Source organism: Pontibacter populi, assembly GCF_040278685.1.
Classification (GTDB): domain Bacteria; phylum Bacteroidota; class Bacteroidia; order Cytophagales; family Hymenobacteraceae; genus Pontibacter; species Pontibacter populi.
In genome coordinates, this window is record NZ_JBEOKT010000019.1 from 1 (window position 1) to 19,368 (window position 19,368).

19 protein-coding genes and 2 pseudogenes are annotated in these 19,368 nt (G+C 44.4%); 5 read left to right on the plus strand and 16 right to left on the minus strand.

All coding sequences use genetic code 11. The features are described from left to right. Positions 1 to 357 precede the first annotated feature (357 nt). Positions 358 to 534, plus strand: coding sequence for a hypothetical protein (locus tag ABS362_RS16425; protein WP_350413747.1), 177 nt, complete (start codon positions 358 to 360; stop codon positions 532 to 534). Positions 535 to 677: 143 nt separating this feature from the next. Here ABS362_RS16425 and ABS362_RS16430 read toward each other — a convergent pair whose 3' ends face one another. The 7 genes and pseudogenes from ABS362_RS16430 to ABS362_RS16460 all read right to left on the minus strand — a co-directional run bounded on the left by ABS362_RS16430 (position 678) and on the right by ABS362_RS16460 (position 5,622). Then, positions 678 to 1,814, minus strand: a complete 1,137-nt coding sequence (locus tag ABS362_RS16430) for an acyloxyacyl hydrolase (protein WP_350413749.1) — start codon at positions 1,812 to 1,814, stop codon at positions 678 to 680. A 302-nt stretch (positions 1,815 to 2,116) separates the two neighbouring features. Beyond that, positions 2,117 to 2,224: pseudogene (locus ABS362_RS16435) on the minus strand (T9SS type A sorting domain-containing protein); the annotation flags it as partial. Between the two features lie 280 nt (positions 2,225 to 2,504). Next, complete coding sequence (locus tag ABS362_RS16440; protein WP_350413750.1) at positions 2,505 to 2,639, minus strand: hypothetical protein; 135 nt, start codon at positions 2,637 to 2,639, stop codon at positions 2,505 to 2,507. Next, positions 2,629 to 3,462 (minus strand): DUF1206 domain-containing protein, encoded by an 834-nt coding sequence (locus tag ABS362_RS16445; protein WP_350413752.1) that lies wholly within the window; start codon positions 3,460 to 3,462, stop codon positions 2,629 to 2,631. The genes ABS362_RS16440 and ABS362_RS16445 overlap by 11 nt, the downstream gene beginning before the upstream one ends. Before the next feature lie 411 nt (positions 3,463 to 3,873). Next, entirely contained in the window at positions 3,874 to 3,987 is a 114-nt protein-coding gene (locus ABS362_RS16450) for a hypothetical protein (protein WP_350413754.1), read from the minus strand. A gap of 181 nt (positions 3,988 to 4,168) precedes the next feature. Further along, a pseudogene (locus tag ABS362_RS16455) lies at positions 4,169 to 4,375 on the minus strand (DUF2490 domain-containing protein); the annotation flags it as partial. Between the two features lie 293 nt (positions 4,376 to 4,668). Continuing rightward, positions 4,669 to 5,622 carry a calcium/sodium antiporter gene (locus ABS362_RS16460; protein WP_350413756.1) on the minus strand — a complete coding sequence of 318 codons (954 nt, stop codon included), beginning with the start codon at positions 5,620 to 5,622 and terminating at the stop codon, positions 4,669 to 4,671. Between the two features lie 226 nt (positions 5,623 to 5,848). Between ABS362_RS16460 and ABS362_RS16465 the strand changes: the two genes are divergently transcribed. After that, positions 5,849 to 6,658, plus strand: a complete 810-nt coding sequence (locus tag ABS362_RS16465) for a carbonic anhydrase (RefSeq protein ID WP_350413758.1) — start codon at positions 5,849 to 5,851, stop codon at positions 6,656 to 6,658. Positions 6,659 to 6,738: 80 nt separating this feature from the next. Here the strand turns inward: ABS362_RS16465 and ABS362_RS16470 are convergent, their stop codons facing one another. The 3 genes from ABS362_RS16470 to ABS362_RS16480 form a co-directional block, all read right to left on the minus strand. Continuing rightward, positions 6,739 to 7,158 (minus strand): TolC family protein, encoded by a 420-nt coding sequence (locus ABS362_RS16470; RefSeq protein WP_350413760.1) that lies wholly within the window; start codon positions 7,156 to 7,158, stop codon positions 6,739 to 6,741. A gap of 18 nt (positions 7,159 to 7,176) precedes the next feature. Continuing rightward, positions 7,177 to 8,328: an NAD(P)/FAD-dependent oxidoreductase gene (locus tag ABS362_RS16475; protein ID WP_350413762.1), complete on the minus strand. Its 1,152-nt coding sequence runs from the start codon at positions 8,326 to 8,328 to the stop codon at positions 7,177 to 7,179. Positions 8,329 to 8,961: 633 nt separating this feature from the next. Then, on the minus strand, positions 8,962 to 10,026 hold the full coding sequence (locus ABS362_RS16480) for a c-type cytochrome (RefSeq protein WP_350413764.1): 1,065 nt from the start codon (positions 10,024 to 10,026) through the stop codon (positions 8,962 to 8,964). Between the two features lie 428 nt (positions 10,027 to 10,454). On the opposite strand from ABS362_RS16480, the gene ABS362_RS16485 reads away from it, so the two are divergent. From ABS362_RS16485 to ABS362_RS16495, 3 genes are all read left to right on the plus strand, one after another. Beyond that, entirely contained in the window at positions 10,455 to 11,945 is a 1,491-nt protein-coding gene (locus ABS362_RS16485) for an OprD family outer membrane porin (protein ID WP_350413766.1), read from the plus strand. Positions 11,946 to 12,009: 64 nt separating this feature from the next. Then, positions 12,010 to 13,452, plus strand: coding sequence for a bifunctional metallophosphatase/5'-nucleotidase (locus ABS362_RS16490; RefSeq protein ID WP_350413768.1), 1,443 nt, complete (start codon positions 12,010 to 12,012; stop codon positions 13,450 to 13,452). A gap of 69 nt (positions 13,453 to 13,521) precedes the next feature. Next, on the plus strand, positions 13,522 to 15,156 hold the full coding sequence (locus tag ABS362_RS16495; protein ID WP_350413770.1) for a bifunctional metallophosphatase/5'-nucleotidase: 1,635 nt from the start codon (positions 13,522 to 13,524) through the stop codon (positions 15,154 to 15,156). 203 nt (positions 15,157 to 15,359) lie between these two features. Here the strand turns inward: ABS362_RS16495 and ABS362_RS16500 are convergent, their stop codons facing one another. The 6 genes from ABS362_RS16500 to ABS362_RS16525 form a co-directional block, all read right to left on the minus strand. Next, on the minus strand, positions 15,360 to 15,989 hold the full coding sequence (locus ABS362_RS16500) for a TlpA family protein disulfide reductase (protein ID WP_350413771.1): 630 nt from the start codon (positions 15,987 to 15,989) through the stop codon (positions 15,360 to 15,362). Between the two features lie 116 nt (positions 15,990 to 16,105). Then, positions 16,106 to 16,471: a hypothetical protein gene (locus ABS362_RS16505; RefSeq protein ID WP_350413773.1), complete on the minus strand. Its 366-nt coding sequence runs from the start codon at positions 16,469 to 16,471 to the stop codon at positions 16,106 to 16,108. 339 nt (positions 16,472 to 16,810) lie between these two features. After that, positions 16,811 to 17,224 carry a DUF6691 family protein gene (locus ABS362_RS16510; protein WP_350413775.1) on the minus strand — a complete coding sequence of 138 codons (414 nt, stop codon included), beginning with the start codon at positions 17,222 to 17,224 and terminating at the stop codon, positions 16,811 to 16,813. Positions 17,225 to 17,343: 119 nt separating this feature from the next. Continuing rightward, positions 17,344 to 17,901 (minus strand): YeeE/YedE family protein, encoded by a 558-nt coding sequence (locus ABS362_RS16515; RefSeq protein WP_350413777.1) that lies wholly within the window; start codon positions 17,899 to 17,901, stop codon positions 17,344 to 17,346. Positions 17,902 to 17,981: 80 nt separating this feature from the next. After that, positions 17,982 to 18,308 (minus strand): rhodanese-like domain-containing protein, encoded by a 327-nt coding sequence (locus ABS362_RS16520; protein WP_350413779.1) that lies wholly within the window; start codon positions 18,306 to 18,308, stop codon positions 17,982 to 17,984. A 97-nt stretch (positions 18,309 to 18,405) separates the two neighbouring features. Beyond that, a complete protein-coding gene (locus ABS362_RS16525) occupies positions 18,406 to 19,269 on the minus strand; it encodes a sulfite exporter TauE/SafE family protein (RefSeq protein ID WP_350413781.1) in 864 nt (287 codons plus the stop codon). Between the last annotated feature and the right edge of the window lie 99 nt (positions 19,270 to 19,368).

Consider the following 19,368-nt stretch of genomic DNA (forward strand, 5'->3'; position numbering starts at 1 on the left):
AAAATTAAAAAAGATGATAATCCTCCTGCTCAAACACTCGATGCCAACGGCTTGCTGCTCAAGTACTACCTGGATTAATTTTATTTCTTATTTGACTTATGATTTTACAAATTCCTGTAAGAATGGATTAACGATTGATAGAAAGTCTGTTGTTGAGTGGCTACATTATGCATAAGGCTAGGCTGGCGTAGTGCTCTGTTTGCTGGCAGCTTTGAGGTGGTTCGAAGTTATCTGATTACTCTATTTTTCTAAAGTTTTAAGGAGAGCAAAAAATGGGAATTGAAACTTATGCTCTTTCTAACAAGTACACTTTTAGAAAGGTAGCAGCTTATTGCTATACAACTTAAAAAAAATACTATGAAATTCACAACTACTAAATGGCTCTTTAACCTTTTGTTTGTCTTCTTTACACTAACACTAACTGGATGTGATTTTGTAGGTGATGTGCTAGAATTTGGCTTTTGGGTTGCACTGATTATCATCGCTATCGTGGTTGGGATTATTTACTTTGTGGTAAGACTTTTTAAAAAGTAAGGTTATTTGAGTAAGCTGATGGGGTAGACCTGTTGCATATTCTTTTTATAGTATCACTGCTAAAGTATTCTATCTGAAACTAATTTAACACCAGCTTACACACGGCAATTATCGTTTTTAAGGTATTCTTATTGTTTTACTGTTTAAGGAAATTTTAATCCTGTCCGAATATCTAGAAAGTCTGCCACATGGCGGTGAGCCTTTAGGTTGATCCCCCAGAACATTTTCTTTGCAGTGTGGTACTCCAGTCCGTAGCGCTGGTAAGCAGGATCCCGGGCAGTGGCAGGTGCATACACATATATGCCCAACTGTTGGCTAAATCTGAAACGGCCAACCTGGAGTTCGTGTCCACCTAAAAGTGCCGCTCTTTGGAAGCCTTCTTTCTGTCCACGGTCTTGCAACTCTTCTTTTAAAGTGTAGTCTGCCACCCATTCTGCACCTGCTGTAAGTGCACTTAGTCTACTGATTTTTTGGCTTGCATAGAAGGAGGCTCCTAGTACTGGTAGCTTATCAGTTGGATTGTCTTTCCTGTCTTTTAAGGTAAACATAAACGCAACTAAATAATGCCTGGATTTATCCGGAAAATTAGTTGTTAACAGCTCACGAGTTGCAAAATAGGTAGGCCGTAGTGCATAATCTACACCTAAGGAGGCGGATGGGAAATTGATACCCTTATTCGGTTGGCGTATGCCTCCATTCGAGATATGCTTGTAAGTGCCACCAGCACGTAGATTTAGGTATTGGTTAAGTCTGTAATTGGCCATTAAATTAACCACTAAAGGAAAGCTGATTCTCGTGCTATAGAATAAATTTTCTGGGTTACGATCAGGATGATATACTTTATCCATGTAAGCTAAACCTGCACCTAGACGAAGTGAGATGCTAAATTTATGCTGTGCAGTTAGAAACGGCTCTACATAGAGAATAAGGGCATATCCTTTTCCTAATACTTCTGGATTATCAAAATTATAATACGTGAAGGTTATCCCTAATCTTGGGTAGGTTTGTAGGTACTGCCAGGATAAACTGTCTGAGAAGTGAAAGCTTAAATCAGCAGCCAGCCCCCATGGATTAGAAGTTGATAGATCCCGTATGTCTTTTGAATGCGGAATGATGAATCCATAGTGATTGTAAATTCCAAGGTTTATGGCTGGCCTTTGATTAGTTTGAGTAGTATCTGTACCTACTTTAGTAGAGGCATAGAGGGGAGGGGAGTCAGTCAAAACTTTTGCAACTAACAATACAAATAGAAAAAGTTTTACCACTTCTAAATTCTGCATACAACTCAGCCCATTATATACCTTACGCAGAAAAGAGGCTTGAAGCAGAAAGATACATGGTATAGTAAGTGAGAATAGAAAAGTGCTAATAGCTGAAGGACAATAAATATACAAAAACAGTGGAGTAACACCCCAATAATTCTTTTCTGTTACTCTGGAAACAAAAAAACCGCATATTTGATGAAATAAGTGGGTTTTGATGGGTTATCCAGTAGACTAAAGGATGGAATTTTTGAACCATTTCCATAAAGATTTGGCCGTTTTGCGCTTGTACCTGCTAGATCAATAAACAGCGGAAACCCTTAGGGCTTTAATATCTTTCGGACATGGTTAAAACTATCACTATATACCCTGAGGAAATAAATTCCAGCTACCTTGGTTGAAAAGTCTAGCTCGTGATTTTTGGTATTGGGGGTTAGACGAAAATCACTTTGCCCGCTTGGTCGAGCATTTCAATCTGCCGTATATTTTCCGGATGGGAGGGGTGAAACCTATCTAGAACAGGGTTCGGATATGCTACCAGTTTTCGGTCTATAACTTTCCGTGAATTGGGATCAATAGTGCTGCATCTTTTTATCTCACCATACAGTGTTTCCCCGTTTACAGTTCCTTTCAGCCTATAGAAATACCCAGTAACAGGTAAGAGGGTGCGCACTTCAGCTTTCACATTGGAAGTAGATGTGCTATACTTCACGCCACTCTTCTCATAAATGAATCCTTCCTGAATATCCTGCACGCTAACTTCTGCACTTCTTTAGCTTTGTTCTTTTCTTTGCTGCGTGTCTGTATATCCCAGGCAGATGCCTGCGCTATGTTAGTCATCATGGCTTTTGCCGCCTCTGAACCTGGCTTCCATAAAGACGAAGAGCCCGTAGCAAACCAGGCCTATGGCCACGCAAAGCAGCAGGTAGGGGCCGTAAGGCAGGCGCTCCAGGAACCGGAACACGCTGATACTCCCTTCGGCAGTACCGGCCCTGGTGTAGAGCGAGGTGTGGAGCAGAAGGTAGCCTACCACTACCCAGACAGTGCCACGGGAAATATAGCCAACGGTGCCAGCCCAGATCAGGACTTTTTCCCCATCATGCTTCCAGCCCGCATCTTTGATTTTCTTCCTGTATCTCCCGGAGAATCCTTGGTACACCTGGTAGGCTCCCGCCAAGGCGACCACCCCTGCCAGGGCAAAAAGGGCCGCGTGGCCCAGTGGTTTCTGGAGCACTAGAAGCAGGATTGTTTGCCGAAGGCTTTCCTCTTCATCTGTACTGCCCAGGGCCAGCTTAGCGGCAAGCAGTGTTAGCAACCCGTAGAAGGAGCTGCTGGCAGCATAGCGCGCCCGATACGCCAAACCCTTTAAGGCGTTACCTTTGTTCTCTGTGTCTTTCAATGCCTGCAGCAGACGCCAGAAGCAGTAAGAGGACAGACCGATTGCCTCCAGCAGAAGCAACGCCTTCCCCAGCCAGAGGTTTTCAATGAAAAGGAAAACACTTTTACGATCTATATCACTGGCAGCCTTTCCAAGCTCTAGCGCGGCTATAAATGCCAAAGCACCTAGCAAGCAATAAAGTACTCCTTTCGCTGTGAGCCCAACCTTTGCCAGCATGATTAACCACCTTTCCGGTACAGGTGGAAGGTAGGCCGCTATATCTTTCATTTTAAGTTTTCCAGTTAGTGAAAGGTATCAAATTCGAACAATAATAGGTCTTTATTTTAAGAATTTGTTAGACGAAGCTTACCTATAGAAGATCTTGTAAGTAATTTTTACCGGGGGATAAACAGCAATGCCGACTGTATCTATGATTAGAAGCTGAACCCTAATAAGTGATCGATTCTTAAAGCTATTGTAAACAAGAATTGCGGCGAGATAGTAAGAACACAGCCATTAGAGAGAAATTACTTCAAAAGGGATGTGTCGCAGCACCTGAATGACTCTATTTTATAGAGACAGATTCATTATCTAAAAGTTGTTACTCCTTTAGAGTGAAGTTCAGGTTATGTAAATAGCTCACCTGCAGTGTGTGATTAGTCTCAAATACAATTCCCTTTGCTTTTTGTACTTACTGGTTCAGGTAACCGAGCTCAAATGAGGAGTAAGACTTAATTTGTACCCGATGGCTACATATGCCCTGTTCTGGTCAAAGATGTTCTTCTTTACATTTTCTCCAAAACCTACAAACACTTCATCATAAGTGCCAGAAAAGGCTCACGCACCTCAAGGGTCTCTCCGGCTAAGGGCAGCGTTGCTTTTAGCATGTAACGGGCGCGCTTCAGGTAAGTATAATCGTCTGCATCAGGTTGCTTTACCTACTGTTGCTCCAGCCTGTAACGGTGGGAGAAACCTAGCCGACTAAGGGTGCCTTTTACCTGTAGCTGCTGCTAAAGGCGTTGTTCCGGGAATCTAGCTGCAGACGGATATTCCTATATGGGTGGGTTTCAACGTATCCGTTGCCCAGTGTGAACATGGCAGTTGGAGTGAGATCATAATTAATACCGGTGCGGAGTAGCAACTGCTGCGGATCTTTAATGATATGGTGTCTCCGGAGTTGAATTTCCGTATGAATTCCCCACTTCCCGGTAAACTAATGATCTCCAAAGTACATTTACCAGCCATTTGCATTCTCATCATAAACACGTTCGTTCTGTTCCTGAGCACTGTTTAAAAAACAGCGCTGGAGCCACTAAGATCAGGACCAGTATCAAATAATAATGTATTTGCTTCATATCCTTATGCATCTTTAACTGTAACCTATTCTACCACAACCCTAAATTTCGGGCTCTAGGTATTTATATTATTTTCTTTAATTTTTTCTGTTTCCCCAACAATAAGATACATGTCCCTTCAGACTGCTTGCTTTCTTTTTCAGGTTAGGAGGAAGACCAGATAAGCTACATACAGGGACAGCAGTACACCGCCTTCCCAGCGAGCCAGTTGCCGACCTCTTCCTGTAAAAATGAATGTAAAAAGCAGGAGGCTAGAAAACAGGTTTACCAGTATGTCTGGGGTAGAGACCGGGTTGACTTCGAGTGGCGTGATAACCGTGGAAATTCCTAGAATGAAGAATATATTGAAGATGTTGGAGCCTACCACATTGCCGATCGCAATATCAACGTTGCGCTTGCGAACTGCCACTACTGAAGTGGCCAGCTCCGGAAGGGATGTGCCGATGGATACTATCGTGAGGCCGATGATCCGCTCCGACAAGCCAAAGTTTTGGGCGATGCTTACAGCGCTTGTAACAATCAGCCTGCCACCGAGCACCAGCCCAGCCAGCCCCAGAAGAATGAACAAGATGGCCTTGGTGTAGGTGTAGTGCTCTGTGGGAGTCTCTTCGTCGGATTGTCCGGACTTGGCTATTGTCAGGTTGTAGACCAGAAAAACAGAAAAAAACAGAAGCAGGATGATGCCATCGGTGCGGGAGATGGCATTCAGCGGGGATCCGTCTAGGTAAATGTCATTTGCAATGACGAGTACCGTCAGAGCCGCCAGGAAGCTTAATGGTATCTCCAGCCAGGTGGTATTGGTTTTAACAGAGAGTGGATAGATCAAAGCCGTAATCCCAAGTATACCCAAGCCGTTAAAAATATTGCTGCCCAGCACATTTCCCAGCACTAGCTCTGTGCTGTTACTGAGCGAAGCGAATACGTTTACCACAAGTTCAGGGGCAGACGTGCCAAAGGCTACAATGGTGAGACCAATAACAATATTGGGGACACCTAACCGGGAAGCAAGGCTGGAGGCTGCATCGACTAGTTTTGTTGCTCCGAAGATTAGGAGTACAAATCCGGCAAGCAGCAGTAAGATGTTGAGCACCATAGGTTGTTGTTTTAACGTGCAACAAGGAGATGCTTTTGGTATACCCGAAGTTTAGAGGGTTTGTTTTCTAACAACTAATTGTATCATCCTGAACTAACTTTTAGAAATTCTAAGCAGCATAGGACACGACGTCTTTGGGTTGACGCTTTTTATACCCATTTACAACAATTACCTGCTGATTAGGGTAGTTAAAATATATGAATATGTGTTTAAATATATTAAAACTATGAAAAAAACGAAATTTATGAACAGGTTCTGCCAGGGAGCAGTACTAACACTGGCAATGCTTATGGGTGCGTGTGGCAGTGAAACGGAAAGCACGGTTGAGTCAGTAGAAAATGCTGTGAAAGAAGATGTTGCATCAGCTGAGGAAGAATGGGACTATGAAAATACGAACTGGGAAAACATCTCTGACAGCGAGTGCCGAAGCAATGTTCAATCCCCTGTCGATATAAAAGCAGAGGATGTAATAGAAGCAAACCTGGAGCCAATCAAGTACAACTACACGCCCTTTGATATGAGAATTGTAGATACCGGGCACGCCGTGCAGGTCTATGGCACAGAGAACAGCTCTATTACAGTGGAAGGTAAGGAACATCAGTTTAAACAGTTTCACTTCCACTATCCTGCTGAGCACACTGTAGATGGAAAGCGTTATCCGCTGGAGATGCACCTGGTACATCAGGAAAAAGGCTCCGACAACCTGGCTGTGCTGGGCATTTTTATAGAAGAAGGCGAGCAGGTAAATGAGTTTCTGGAAAAAGTATTTGTGCGTGTTCCAGAAGAGAAAGAGAAAGAAGTACAGACCGATGTCACCCTCACTCTCTCAGATTATATTCCGCCCGCTCAGACACATTATACTTATACAGGATCCCTGACAACCCCACCTTGTACTGTAGGAGTAGACTGGGTCCTGTACAAGGAGCCAATCAAAGCATCCCAGGCGCAGCTGGAGAATTTCGCTAAATATTACTCTAATAACGCGCGCCCGGTGCAGCCACTCAATAACAGAAAAATTCTCAAGACAATGGAATAGGAGGGAATTGGCTGATAATGCCACCGTTTCTAAAGCTCTGCCTGATTACGCTTCACAGGAATTATAACCGGCAGGCCTGATTATTCTGGTCTCTGGCCTGCGGCCTTGCGTTGGTAAATGCCGTCCAGGTTTAGCAAAGGCTGCTCCACAGCTACTTTGGTGGCGAAGTTGGTTACCCGCTCAGGGTTGTTAAGTGCATTTGGGTCAAAATCAAGTGGCGAGATGATCTCCTGGTTTAATTTGGAGCCAAAGGCCATCAGCGGGTTTGTGGTAGTATAGCCGGTATGCGACAGCGTGATGTTTGGTAGGAACACCGCATTGGTTTGTCTGTAGTCGGCAAGGGATTTCTGGTACTCCTGTTGGGAGATTTTGATCCCGCGGTTTTGTTCCACCACTTTCGTTAGCACCTCTTCCTTTGCAATGGGCCTTACTTCCTGCGCATGCAGCAACTTGCCCTGCAGTAAAAGCATTACCACGAAATAGAGTATTTTCTTTCTCATCTGATGTAGTACTTTGGGTTAGAAGTTTTTGAAAAACCAGTATTTTTCAGACCACCATTTAGACCAGTGACTCAGGTGCTCTGGTGTTTTCATTTTTACTTCCGGGGCAGGAGAGTCATAGAAGTTGCCTTCGGTAGCACTGGCCATCCCTTTGCCGTATTCTATAAAGAACTGGCCTTCGCCGTTAAAGCTTTTGTCAGGTTGCTTGCCAGCCATTTTCCTTCCGATGTTACGGGCCACCACTGCGCCTTGCTGCTTCGCGAAAAATCCGATCTTAGGTAACGACACGCCCATTTCAAGCGGAATATCTGTGATGTCGCCGATAGCATACACATCCGGGAAAGCGGTCTCCATAGTGTTCCTGTCTACATTCACCCAGCCTGAATTTCCTGCTAAAGCGCTTTGCTGTATGGCAACCGGGCTCTGGTGTTTCGGGGTGTATGCTAGCAGGTCAAATTCATACTTTTCACCATTGCTGAACTCCAGCGTATTTCCTGAAATGGACGTGAACTGGTGGTTAGGGTAGTACTTGATGCCTTTCTGCACCAGCAGTCCCTTCAGTTCATCCGATAGCTCTTTTCCGGCAAACTCCATCGGTCCGCCTTCGGGTGTGAACAGGCTGATCTCTGTTTTGCTGCTCATACCATGCTTCGCAATGAAATCATCTATCAGCATGGCTGCCTCATAAGGCGCCGCCGGGCTTTTGAATGGGAGGGAGGATACCAGGATAGCAATCTTACCGTCCTCAAACCTTTGCAGGTCTTGGTTAAATTTGGTGGCACCCTCAACCGTAAAAAAGTTGTGGCCATTCTTCGCCAGCGGCTCTTCATACACTTGCTCAACCCCCAGCGAGACAACCATGTAGTCGCCCTTGTACTCCTCGCCATTAACTGTAACCGAAATGTTTTTGGGATCAATATTTTCAATCTCTCCTGTGATAACCTTAAGGCCAGGCGCGTCTAATTTTTTGATGTCTTCATAGATCTGGTTAGGTTTTCTGCTGCCCACCATTAGCCAAGGAAGAGAAGGAGAGTAAAGGCTCTTATTCTCTTTTTCAAAGACAAAAATTTCTACAAGGTTAATGTCTTCCTCGTTACCGCTGTTTTTGCTGAGTTCTCTGGCAGTTACCACGCCGCCTGTTCCGGCACCTAGTACTAATATTCTTTTCATGATGTGAATAATGTTATATGTTACATTCCCCCGGCTAAGCGCCCTGCATTATTACTGTTATGTAAAGTGTCTCTTGAAGAGGATACCCTTAAACCGGGTGGGAAAAAAATCCCGTTTTTCTGATGACAAAGGAAGCGGGTAACGGAGCAGGTGTTTGTAACTATAGTCACACTCAAAAATGACATTCGTCATGTTTGAGGTGGTGAGAGAAGGGAGAAGATGAGGTATATAAGGGTATTACTTTTGGATTCATTAAAATGTAAAGAACTATTTTAAATAGTTTTTAGAATTGCTTAGGAGTAAATCGCTATAAGAGGAGCATGTGAAAGAACTTCACAGCTTAGGAATTAATGGATAAAGTAAAAAATGTATAAAGTAAATCTCTAACACTAACAGGCCATTAGCTTAATTTATTCAGGTTCTTGCAGAAGGTAAAAGTGCTAAAGTCAGGAGAATAATAATTATGCTTTATGACAATATTTAAATCATAAACATGAATGATAACTGGGATGAAGGACGGTGTAAATCATTTTAGCCTTCCGTATAGAGATACTGTTAAAATATCTCTATACGGAAGGCTAAAATGATTTCTTTCAAGCTTTTCTTTAATGAAAAGCTTGACGTGAGTTGGTATTACTTTGTATTACCCTTGGCTTCTATAATCGGTTGGAATGGGCCATATTTGTGTTGCTTCTCATCAAACTTATCAGAAAAGGGGCCGAAGGGGTGATCAAAAGGTTTTCCTGAAATATCCGGCCAGTCTTTACTCAAATCCTTTTTAGGGCGTGGCTGGGAATTTACAAAAGCTGCCACATCCCAGGCTTCTTCATCGGTGAGCAAGGGGTTATCATGCGTGGCGCCAAGCGGCATGTTAGCTTTCACGTACTTTGCAAAAGTGGAGATGCGATATAGACCGGCGCCATCGTTATAACTTTTTTTACCCCACAATGGCGGAAACTGGTATTCAGCGCTTCCTTCTGTTTTTATCCCTTCACCATCTTTACCGTGGCATACCTGGCACTTTTGTACATAAACAGTTTTACCTAATTTAGGGCTTGCAGCACGGTCCAGCATGGTAATGTCTGTTAATCCAGATCCTTTTGGTTTTTTCCCTTTCGCTACATCTTTGCCAACCCAATTTATATATGCAACCATGGCCTGCATTTCTTTAGAGTCTTTTGATAGTCCTTTTCCATTCAGGCTTCGTTCAAAGCAATCGTTTACGCGCTTTACCAGGTCTTCTTCTGTGCCTGATCTGGCCCTGAACTTAGGGTAGGTAGAGGCAACCAGCGAATAATTGTTTCCATACGGTTTTGTGCCAGCATCAAGATGGCAGTTCTGGCAATTCATGCCGTTAGAAATATGAAGTACGCTTCCTTCAGGGCCTAAATATTTAGCAGTATGTACTACCAGCTCACGGCCATACCGTATCTGATCGCCTTCAGGAGTAGCTGGCAACGAAGCAATATCAGCTGCACGCCACATTTCTTCAGATGATGTTTCAGTAGCTACTGCAGGTGCAGGAGCCGGTTGCTCGTGGGTTGTTTTGGCTAATTCAGATTTAAAAAACAGCTCCGGCTTTACAACCATATATACAATCAAGCCAAGCAGTAATATGCCTGCTACTGCACTTACAATTTTTAAAGTTGTTGTACTTCCAAGGAAATCTGTTTCTTCCTCGTCATGGTGTGATTTCATTTTGTGTTTTGTTAATGTTCTGTTTAATGAGTTTACAGGGTAATGAACAGGATACAGGTAATACAGCAAATAAAGCTATCTACAGGCCCAGGTTTTAGCTATGACTTTTGCCACCTAGGGCTTCTATATTAAAATACCAGGTGAGGTAAATTCCGTTAGCCCCTGTTCTTGTTTAAGATTTACAGGTATTTAAACGTAGGCTATAGTTAAAAGGAGAAATTAAATTCCTTTTCTGTTAATGTGACAGACTTAGTTCAAAGGTTTTTATGTGTCAATACCTCATGTGATTTATGTCACCAAGGTTAATTTAGGATATAACCAACTTTATAGGACATATTTTGGTAAAGTGTCATAGTAGGCTATAGTGGTTTATTCATTTGAATTCCTGCTCCATTTAAGCCAGCATTCATTTAAGGTCTTATTTAAACATGCTTAATACTATTTACTTTTTCAGAGGTTTCTTACTGGCAACTATAATTCTGTTTTCTGCTGTAGCATCAGTTTTTGCACAGCTACCAGTCTCTGCTGATACCGTTCAAAGTAAAGCACCTGTAGATACAATTTCCGCTTTCCTGCAGCAGGACACCCTAGAGTCTGTAGGAGCACAGATTGTAGAAAAGGAATCTTTGAAGTCGTTTCTGAAGAAGGGCCAATTTACGGGCCACGTTCGGAGTTTCTTTATGCACACAGATAACACCGGCGATTACCCGGATTACCATGCACTGGCACTCGGTACAGGTTTATACTATGAGTCTGCTAAACTTCATGGTTTCCAGATGGGTGTCGGGAGCTTTTTTATTTATAATCTATGGTCTGATGAGTTAGGTGCTGATCCTGCGACAGGTTTCAACAGCCGCTATGAGATCGGCTTGTTTGACTTGCTGGACCCAAATGACAAACATGAGCTTGGACGCCTTGAAAGTCTTTTTGTACGCTACAACCATAACAAGTCTAAAGTAACGCTTGGCAGGCAGAAAATTAACACTCCCTTTTTAAATCCACAGGATGGCCGCATGCGTCCCACACTAGTAAATGCGCTGTGGCTGGAAGTGAACGAACTGCAGAAACTAAAGTTCCAGGGCGGTTGGGTATTTAGTATAGGCCCACGCTCCACCCAGGACTGGTTTGACGTAGAGGAAAGTATAGGGTCGTTACCGGTAGGACGCAGCGCTTATGGCGGGCCGTCGCAGTTTTTGGGCAATATCAACAGTGCAGGTATGGCGGTGGGGCAGGTAGCCTATACACCAATAGAGCCCCTCACTACAACGCTCACGCACTATTTTGTCGAAAACCTTTTCCATTTTACCTTCTCTCAAACAGATGTCAATCTACCCCTTAGTCAGGATAAGAAGAGGGCTGTAGTACTGGGTTTGCAGGCTGGCTACCAGGCAGCCTCCGGAGATGGTGGAAACCAAGATCCTATGAAAGCTTATATAGAACCTGATGCAGAGACCTGGCTATACAGTGGAAGGGTCGGGTATAAAACACCACGTTTCTTTACCAGCCTGAACTATACACGCATCGGTGACGGCAACCGCTGGCTGTTCCCGCGTGAATGGGGCATTGAGACCTTTTACACGTTTATGCCCCGCGAGCGCCTGGAAGGGAGTGCTGATGTACATATGACATCTTTTATTACTGACATTAACCTGGGCAAGCAGTGGAAAGCACGCATAGGCTATGGTATAGCCGAGTTACCGGATGTAAAAAATGTGGCCCAGAACAAATACGCCCTACCATCTTACTCCCAGCTGCAACTGATAACCAATTATAGTTTTACAGGTTTTCTGGATGGCCTGGACCTGCAGGCTCTGTACATCTACAAAGGAGAGAGGGGTGAAACGTACGACACACCAAATTTTATAGTAAACAAGGTAGGTATGTCGCACTATAGTTTTGTAATGAACTATAGATTTTAAACGGAAGACTATAAAGCAGATTATTACCGGGGAAAAAGCATACTTATAAAGTATTCGTTAAACTATGAATAAAACAGCCAAACTAACGATACTGCAGCTTAATGACAGCCACGCTTACTTAGAACCGCACCAGGAAATGTTTTGGGAAGGCGGTGATAAAGTGTACCGCCAGGCAGGAGGTTTTGCCCGCATTGCCGGCTATCTAAAACAACTGCGCGAAGAAGGTGTGGTGTTGGCCCTTGATTGCGGCGACACCTTCCATGGTACTTACCCGGCTATCGCTACCAAAGGTGAGGTAATGGTGCCCATACTTAACAAGCTTGGCCTTGCGGCCATGACAGCTCACTGGGAGTTTGCCTACGGCCCTGAGCAGTTCAAAAAACTAACTTCGGTGCTGAATTATCCCATGCTAGCTATCAACATCTTCGACAAGCAGACCGATAAACTGGTGTACAAGCCTTATGTAGTGCAGGAGGTGAATGGGGTGAAAGTAGGTATTATTGGAATAGCCTGTAACATCGTGGATAAGACCATGCCACCACATTTCAGCGAAGGATTATACTTTACGCTTGGAAATGAAGAACTCCCCCGCTATATAAAAAAGTTAAAGGAGGAAGATCAGGTAGACCTTATAGTTCTGATCTCGCACCTGGGTTTTCCGCAGAATATGAAGTTGCTTTCTGAAGTGAAAGGCGTTGATGTTTGCCTGAGCAGCCATACCCATTACCGTACACCTAAGCCAGCCATGCAGGGCAAAACTATAGTTATCGAATCAGGTTGTCATGGCTCTTTTCTGGGCAGACTGGATCTGACTTTGGAGAACGGCAAGATCACGGGATTTAGTCACGAGATGGTGGAGGTGGGAGATAAACTGCCAGAGGACGTGGAAATTAAATCTATAGTTGTGGAAGCTATGCAACCTTACCGGGATATGCTATGCGAAAAGGTGGGCGAGACTAAAACTGCTTTAGACCGCAACACCATTCTGGAAGCAACTATGGATAACCTGCTGCTGCAAAGTATGGTCGAGGCCACCGATGCTGAACTAGCCTTCTCCAACGGCTGGCGCTACGGTGCGCCCATCGTTCCAGGGCCTGTTACCCTAAATGACCTATACAACATCATCCCGATGAACCCGCCGGTGCAGACCGTGGATATAAGTGGAGAGGAATTGCTGGAGATGCTGGAGGATAACCTGGAAAAGACCTTTGCACCCGATCCTTATAACCAGGCCGGAGGATTCGTGAAGCGGTGTATGGGGCTCAAAGCCTACATAAAGATAGAAGCGCCGAAGGTAAACCGCATACAGAAGCTTTTTGTGAACGGCAAAGAACTGGAACCGCAGCGAAGATATAAAGCAGCCTTTGTAACGGAGCAAGGCGTGCCGAAGAAGTATGGACAAAACCGCTCCGATAGCGGGATAAAGGCTATTGATGCTATGAAGCAGTACCTAAAGCAACATTCGCCAGTGGAGCTACAGTTGCTGGGCACTTTCACGGCAGTATAAATAATGTATAACGCTGGGGCGGGCCTGCAGCTCATCCCTTTAATCATATTATCTACTAAACCCAAAACTATGAATACTTACAAACGTCGGGTTATACCACTTCTGTTTGCGCCACTTTTTTTAGTTGGTGCCTGCACTTCAACAGCAACACAGGAGCAGCAAACAGACACAACCGAAACTATGGAAAATGACAATCAAAAGATCATCACCATTTTACACACTAATGATATGCATGGCTCTTACATGCCATTCCATGCGGTAACGGACAATGCCACGGCACAAACCGGTGATTCAGGACGGGATCAGCTTCTGAATTTTAAGAAAGAAGCGGATGTAGGTGGCTTTGCCTTTGTGGCCAGCGCCATAAGAAAAGTCCGTGCCGATAAAGGCGCAGAGAACGTGCTGCTGCTGGATGGCGGCGATACCTTCAGCGATGACCAGCTGGGAAACCTGACAAAAGGGGAAGCCATGATTCGATTGATGAGCATGGTAAACTATGACCTGATGGCCCTTGGTAACCACGACTTCGACTATGGACTGCAACGCACCCGTGAGCTGGAAGAACTCTCTAACTTCCCAATGCGTGCGGCCAACATCATCGACAACAAAACCGGCAAAACCATTTTCGGCGAACCCTACATCATCAAAGAAATGGGTGATGTGAAGGTGGCCGTTATTGCCCTGAGCTACCGCAACACGCCAAAAACCGGTAACCCAGACAACGTAAAGGAGCTGACTTTCAGCGAAGGGCAGCAGGCAGTGCAGAAGTATATGCCGGAGCTGCGAGCAAAGGCTGACATCATTGTGGTGCTATCGCATGAAGGTACGGCGATAGACTATAAAATGGCACAGGAAGTGGAAGGTATTGATGTGATCATCGGAGCACATAGCCACGATATTATTGAGCCGCGCAAAAAGTTTGGCAACACCTACGTGGTACAGGCCATGTCTGATGCTGCCGTGCTGGGTGATACCGAGCTGATACTGGAGGGCAAAAAGCTGGTAGATGTGAAAGATAATTATCACTTCCTATGGCATGACGAGTGGCAGGCAGACGAGGATGTACAGGCGCTGGTAGACGAGCTGCGTGCACCGCACAAGGCAAAGCTGGAAGAGGTTGTGGTGCAGAGCAAAGACGTGATCGGCAGGCAGTATAAATCCGAGAGTCCTTTCGACAGGCTTGTAGGTAACCTGATGAACGAAGGCTATAATGGTGATGTAGCCATTATGCCGGGCGTTGGCTATGGTATCTCGTTTACACCGGGGCCAATTACCAGCGAGCAGGTTTACAAACTGCTTCCACACCCATCTAAGATTGTGACCCTGAGCATGACGGGCGCACAGCTGAAGAAAACACTGGAGCAAAGTGCTACTAACCTGAAGCCGGAAGACCCAATGAAAGTAGTGGGTGGCCTTATTCAGACATCGGGAATACAGTATGATATGGATTTTACAAAGTCGGTGGGGCAGCGTGTAAGCAACGTGCGCGTAGGCAACCAGCCTATCAGTGATTCCAAGACCTATAAAGTGGTGACACACAACGGCCTGCTTACCGGCCTACACAATTATGTGGAGATCGGTAAAGGACAGAACATCAAGCGCACCGAAAAATCACTTACCGAGTTTATTATCGAGAAGCTGAAAGAGAAGAAAGAAGTCGGTATGCCTGAGAACATGGGCGAAGCGAATGTGAAGCGTAAGTAATCTATAACTTCTTAGTAAATAGCAAGAGTCACATGGCCTGCATTAGGTTATGTGACTCTTGTTGTTAATAAGTGATCTGAAGTTTATATGTTAGTTCAATTCGAATTGTAACTATGGCTACAAAATTATTGTCCCACGCCAAGCTTGAATATGCAAAAAATAAGCTGGCTGAATAAAGTTATCAGCCAGCTTATCTATAGTTATTACTTTACCATCTGCTGCAGGAAATCCCGCACTTCTTTAGTATCATAATCGGCCATGCCTTCGTGTTTAGCTACGATCTTCCCATCCGGTGAAATAATAAATGTAGTAGGAATAGCATTAGAAGCAAACTCTTGAGGGAACTGGCTTGCCGGCATGTACACCGGGAATGTGTAGCCTTTTTTGCTCACAAATTTCTTCACCTTTTCTATGCCGCCTTCATCAACCGAAAGCATCACAAAAGCAATCTTACCAGAACCTACTTTCTCGTACAGTTTCTGAATATTTGGCATCTCGGCAATACATGGCGGGCACCAGGTTGCCCAGATGTTCATAAATACCACTTTACCTTTCAGGCTTTCGAAGCTAACGGTTTTGCCATCCAGCCCAACCATCTTAAATCCAGCACCTGCCATAGGAGTATTTGCTACAGGAGTTGCCGCTTCAGTAGTTATGGCTGAGTTTTCAGCAACTGCAGGAACGTCTGCTTTCTTAACGCCTGTTGCCAGTAAAATACGTTGCACCTGGCCGACAGCTTCGGTGTGCAAACCGGTTAAGTATAAAACACCGAAAACAGCCAGCATTATAGCCCAGCCTGGTATGTTTTTCATTGAGGATTTATTCTTGCTCATCTTTATTAAGTTAACATAATTCAAGTATTACTTCGGTAATGAAGTAGTTAAAATTGTGGCGTGTGAGACATTTTTAAGATCAGTCCTTCGCACACTAATAGGATGTGTGATTTATGTTAAGAAAGCCGGGGAGGGGCATGGTCCGTTTCTAAAAACGGTGATAACAGTTGGCGTGAGTCCGAAACGATAGTTGTCCGTATCAGATAAGGTTGATAGAATGAATTTTGCCCGCCAGCGGGAGCTACGGCATATACCTGCTGACCGCAATCGGTTACGGTAGTTGCAGCGCCTTTAGGCTCGGAATGCGACTGGTGTTTGATGCATTTCCTGGCACAAGGTTTCTTGAATCCCTGTTTTGTATGGCTGCACGATTTTGCCAAGATAACCTGCTTCATTTCTGCAACACTAGGTAGTATACTGCTTTTCTGTATGCCGAAAAGCAGTAACATGATGCTTAGAAATAATAGAAGACTATTCTTCATTTTGTTTTGTACAATTTGCAGCAACTATAGTTGAGTTAGCCGCATTTGGTAGGCTAACAAAAGGACAACTATAAATTGTTCAGTTTGGAGTTTTGGATAAAGATAAAAAATCAGTTTGCCTTTATCAAAGTTGACCGGCATTTGCAGTAACAGAGCTGCTTTTTAGTGCAGCATATGCGTATTATAGAAGGCACACCTACCCCAACCGTAATTATAGCTGTATTTGCAGTGTTTCCCATAGTTCAGGTTGTAAGTATACTGTTGTTTTGATATGCCTGAAAGCCACCGCTATTATACCGGTGACTTCCAAAACATATTCCACTTTTAGCCAAAGTTTTTTTAATGCGGTAATCTGTCTTTTATTGCTCCATACATGTATGTGCCTGCTAAAGCACCAACTACCGCTATCAGGATAGACCAGTACTGGAAGCCGATATTGACGAACATAGGACCTGGACAAGCGCCCGTCAGTGCCCAGCCCAACCCGAAGATGGTACCCCCGATCAGGTAGCGGGGAACAGACATTTCCTTGGGTGTAAAGATGATCGGGTTGCCCTGGAAATCGCGTAGTTTATATTTTTTAATAACATAAGTTATGATGATACCCAGTACAACGGCTGTACCAATAATGCCATACATATGGAACGACTGGAAGCGGAACATCTCCTGGATACGGAACCAAGAAATGGCTTCCGATTTACTCATCACGATACCGAAAAGTATTCCGGCAACTATAAATTTTAATCCTTTCACGGCGAATTAATGACTAGTGATTAATGATGAATGAATAATTATGGATTTGTAATGATTAACTGATGTGATCAGCACTTAGCCTCACTTCTTATTATTCATTACTCAATGCTAATTAATCATTAAAAAATAAGCGGCATCAGCACGAATGTGGTAATCAGACCACCAATAAAGAAGCCGATAACTGCAATAAGCGATGGCAACTGCAGGTTAGAGATACCACTGATCGCGTGGCCTGATGTACATCCGCCCGCATAACGAGCTCCAAACCCAACAGCAAAGCCACCCAGCAACAGGATCAGGAAGCCTTTCAGTGAAAAGGCATTTTCCAGGCTGAAGATCTCTTCCGGCTGAATGCCTTCCGGGGCTGAAATACCAAGGGCGCTCAGGTCCTGAATAGTTGCTTGTGAGATCTGAACAGCCTCGCCATTCGATAAAAACTCTGACGCAATAAAGCCACCTATAATAGCACCTACCAGAAACAACAGGTTCCAGGTCTGCGAGCGCCAGTCAAAATCAAAGAATTTTACCGTTTTGCCGGCACCACAAGCGGAGCAAATGGTGCGCAGGTTGGCTGAGAAACCAAATGATTTACCAAAAAATAGCAGGACCAGCATCACAAGGGATATAACTATACCCGATGTATACCAGGGCCATGGCTGACTCAAAAATTCTAACATGTTTTGTGCGTTTAGTTTCGGTTCACTAAGTAGGGCAGGAGCCAGGTGTCAGATCGCTGCCCTTACAATTTTATACTATATTATTTTGGCCAGGCACCAATACCGCCTGACAGGTTATAAGCTTTAAAGCCTTCTTTGCTCATGATGTCGCAGGCAGAACCGCTGCGGTTACCACTGCGGCAGAACACGAAATACTCTTTGTTCTTGTCCATGGTCTTCAGCGCCTGCTGAAACTGAGACGAGGTTACATCCAGGTTTTTAGCGCCTTTAATGGAGCCTCCGGCAAACTCACCGGCAGTTCTTACATCCAATAGCTCGGCTTTGGCAGCTTTATTATAGTTTGCCTTGAACGTGGTGCCGTCCAGGTTCTCGTAATTTTTTGGTTTTGATCCGAATATGTTAAACATAGCTCTTCTTTCTTTATTGGTTGTTGTGTGTTAGATGACGCTACAAATTTCGGAATAATAAGTGCCTGTGTCTGTGACTTATATCACGCTAAAGGTCTTAGGTAAAAAATATTTCTTTGATGATGATATAGATACCCATCACGAGCACAAACCAGCCAAAAGAAGTCTTTAGTTTATCAGCATGGATCTTGGTAGAAAGGTAGGTGCCAATGAAGATACCGGCAATGGATATGGTGGAGAAAATGCCCAGGAACATCCAGTCAATTTCATAGTTAAACACGTCTCCGATAAAGCCGAACAGCGATTTTACAGCAATGATGAGCAGGGAAGTACCCACAGCCATTTTCATGTCGAGTTTACTGAAAAGTACCAGTGCCGGGATGATCAGGAAGCCACCACCTGCACCAACCAGGCCTGTAAGTGTACCAACTACCAGGCCTTCGGCCAGGATGCCGCCATAGTTGAATTTTGGTTTCGGATGCGTTTCTGTTTTGTCTGTGTGCTCCACATCCAGGTCGGTGTCAATATTTTCGTCTACCACATCCACAGGCTCAGCCGGTACTTCTTTCTTCTTTTTGATCATGGAGATAGAAGCAAACACCATCAGGCCGGCAAACAGGAGCATCAGCAGCACACCTTTGGTTACGGCCAGGTCGCCTACTGTAAACAGGTTTTCGGGAATGGCCGGTACCAGGTAACGGCGCGTCAGGTAGACAGCAACTATAGAAGGCAAGCCAAACACAACAGCTGTTTTCATGCTCACCAACCCTTTTTGGTAGAACTTATAAGAACCCACCAGACTTGTAAGACCAACTATAAAAAGAGAGTAAGCTGTAGAGATGACCGGGCTAAGACCCAGCAAATAAACCAGCACCGGCACGGTAAGTATAGAGCCACCACCACCGATCAGGCCAAGTGATAAGCCAATAAGCATAGCGGCAATGTATCCTAGTATTTCCATTTTCCTTCGTTTTATTAAGTTAACGATACAAAGGTACTGCAGGCTACAGGCAGGCACAGTGACAACAGTCACAGAGAAGCATTTTAGTAAGAAAGTTAG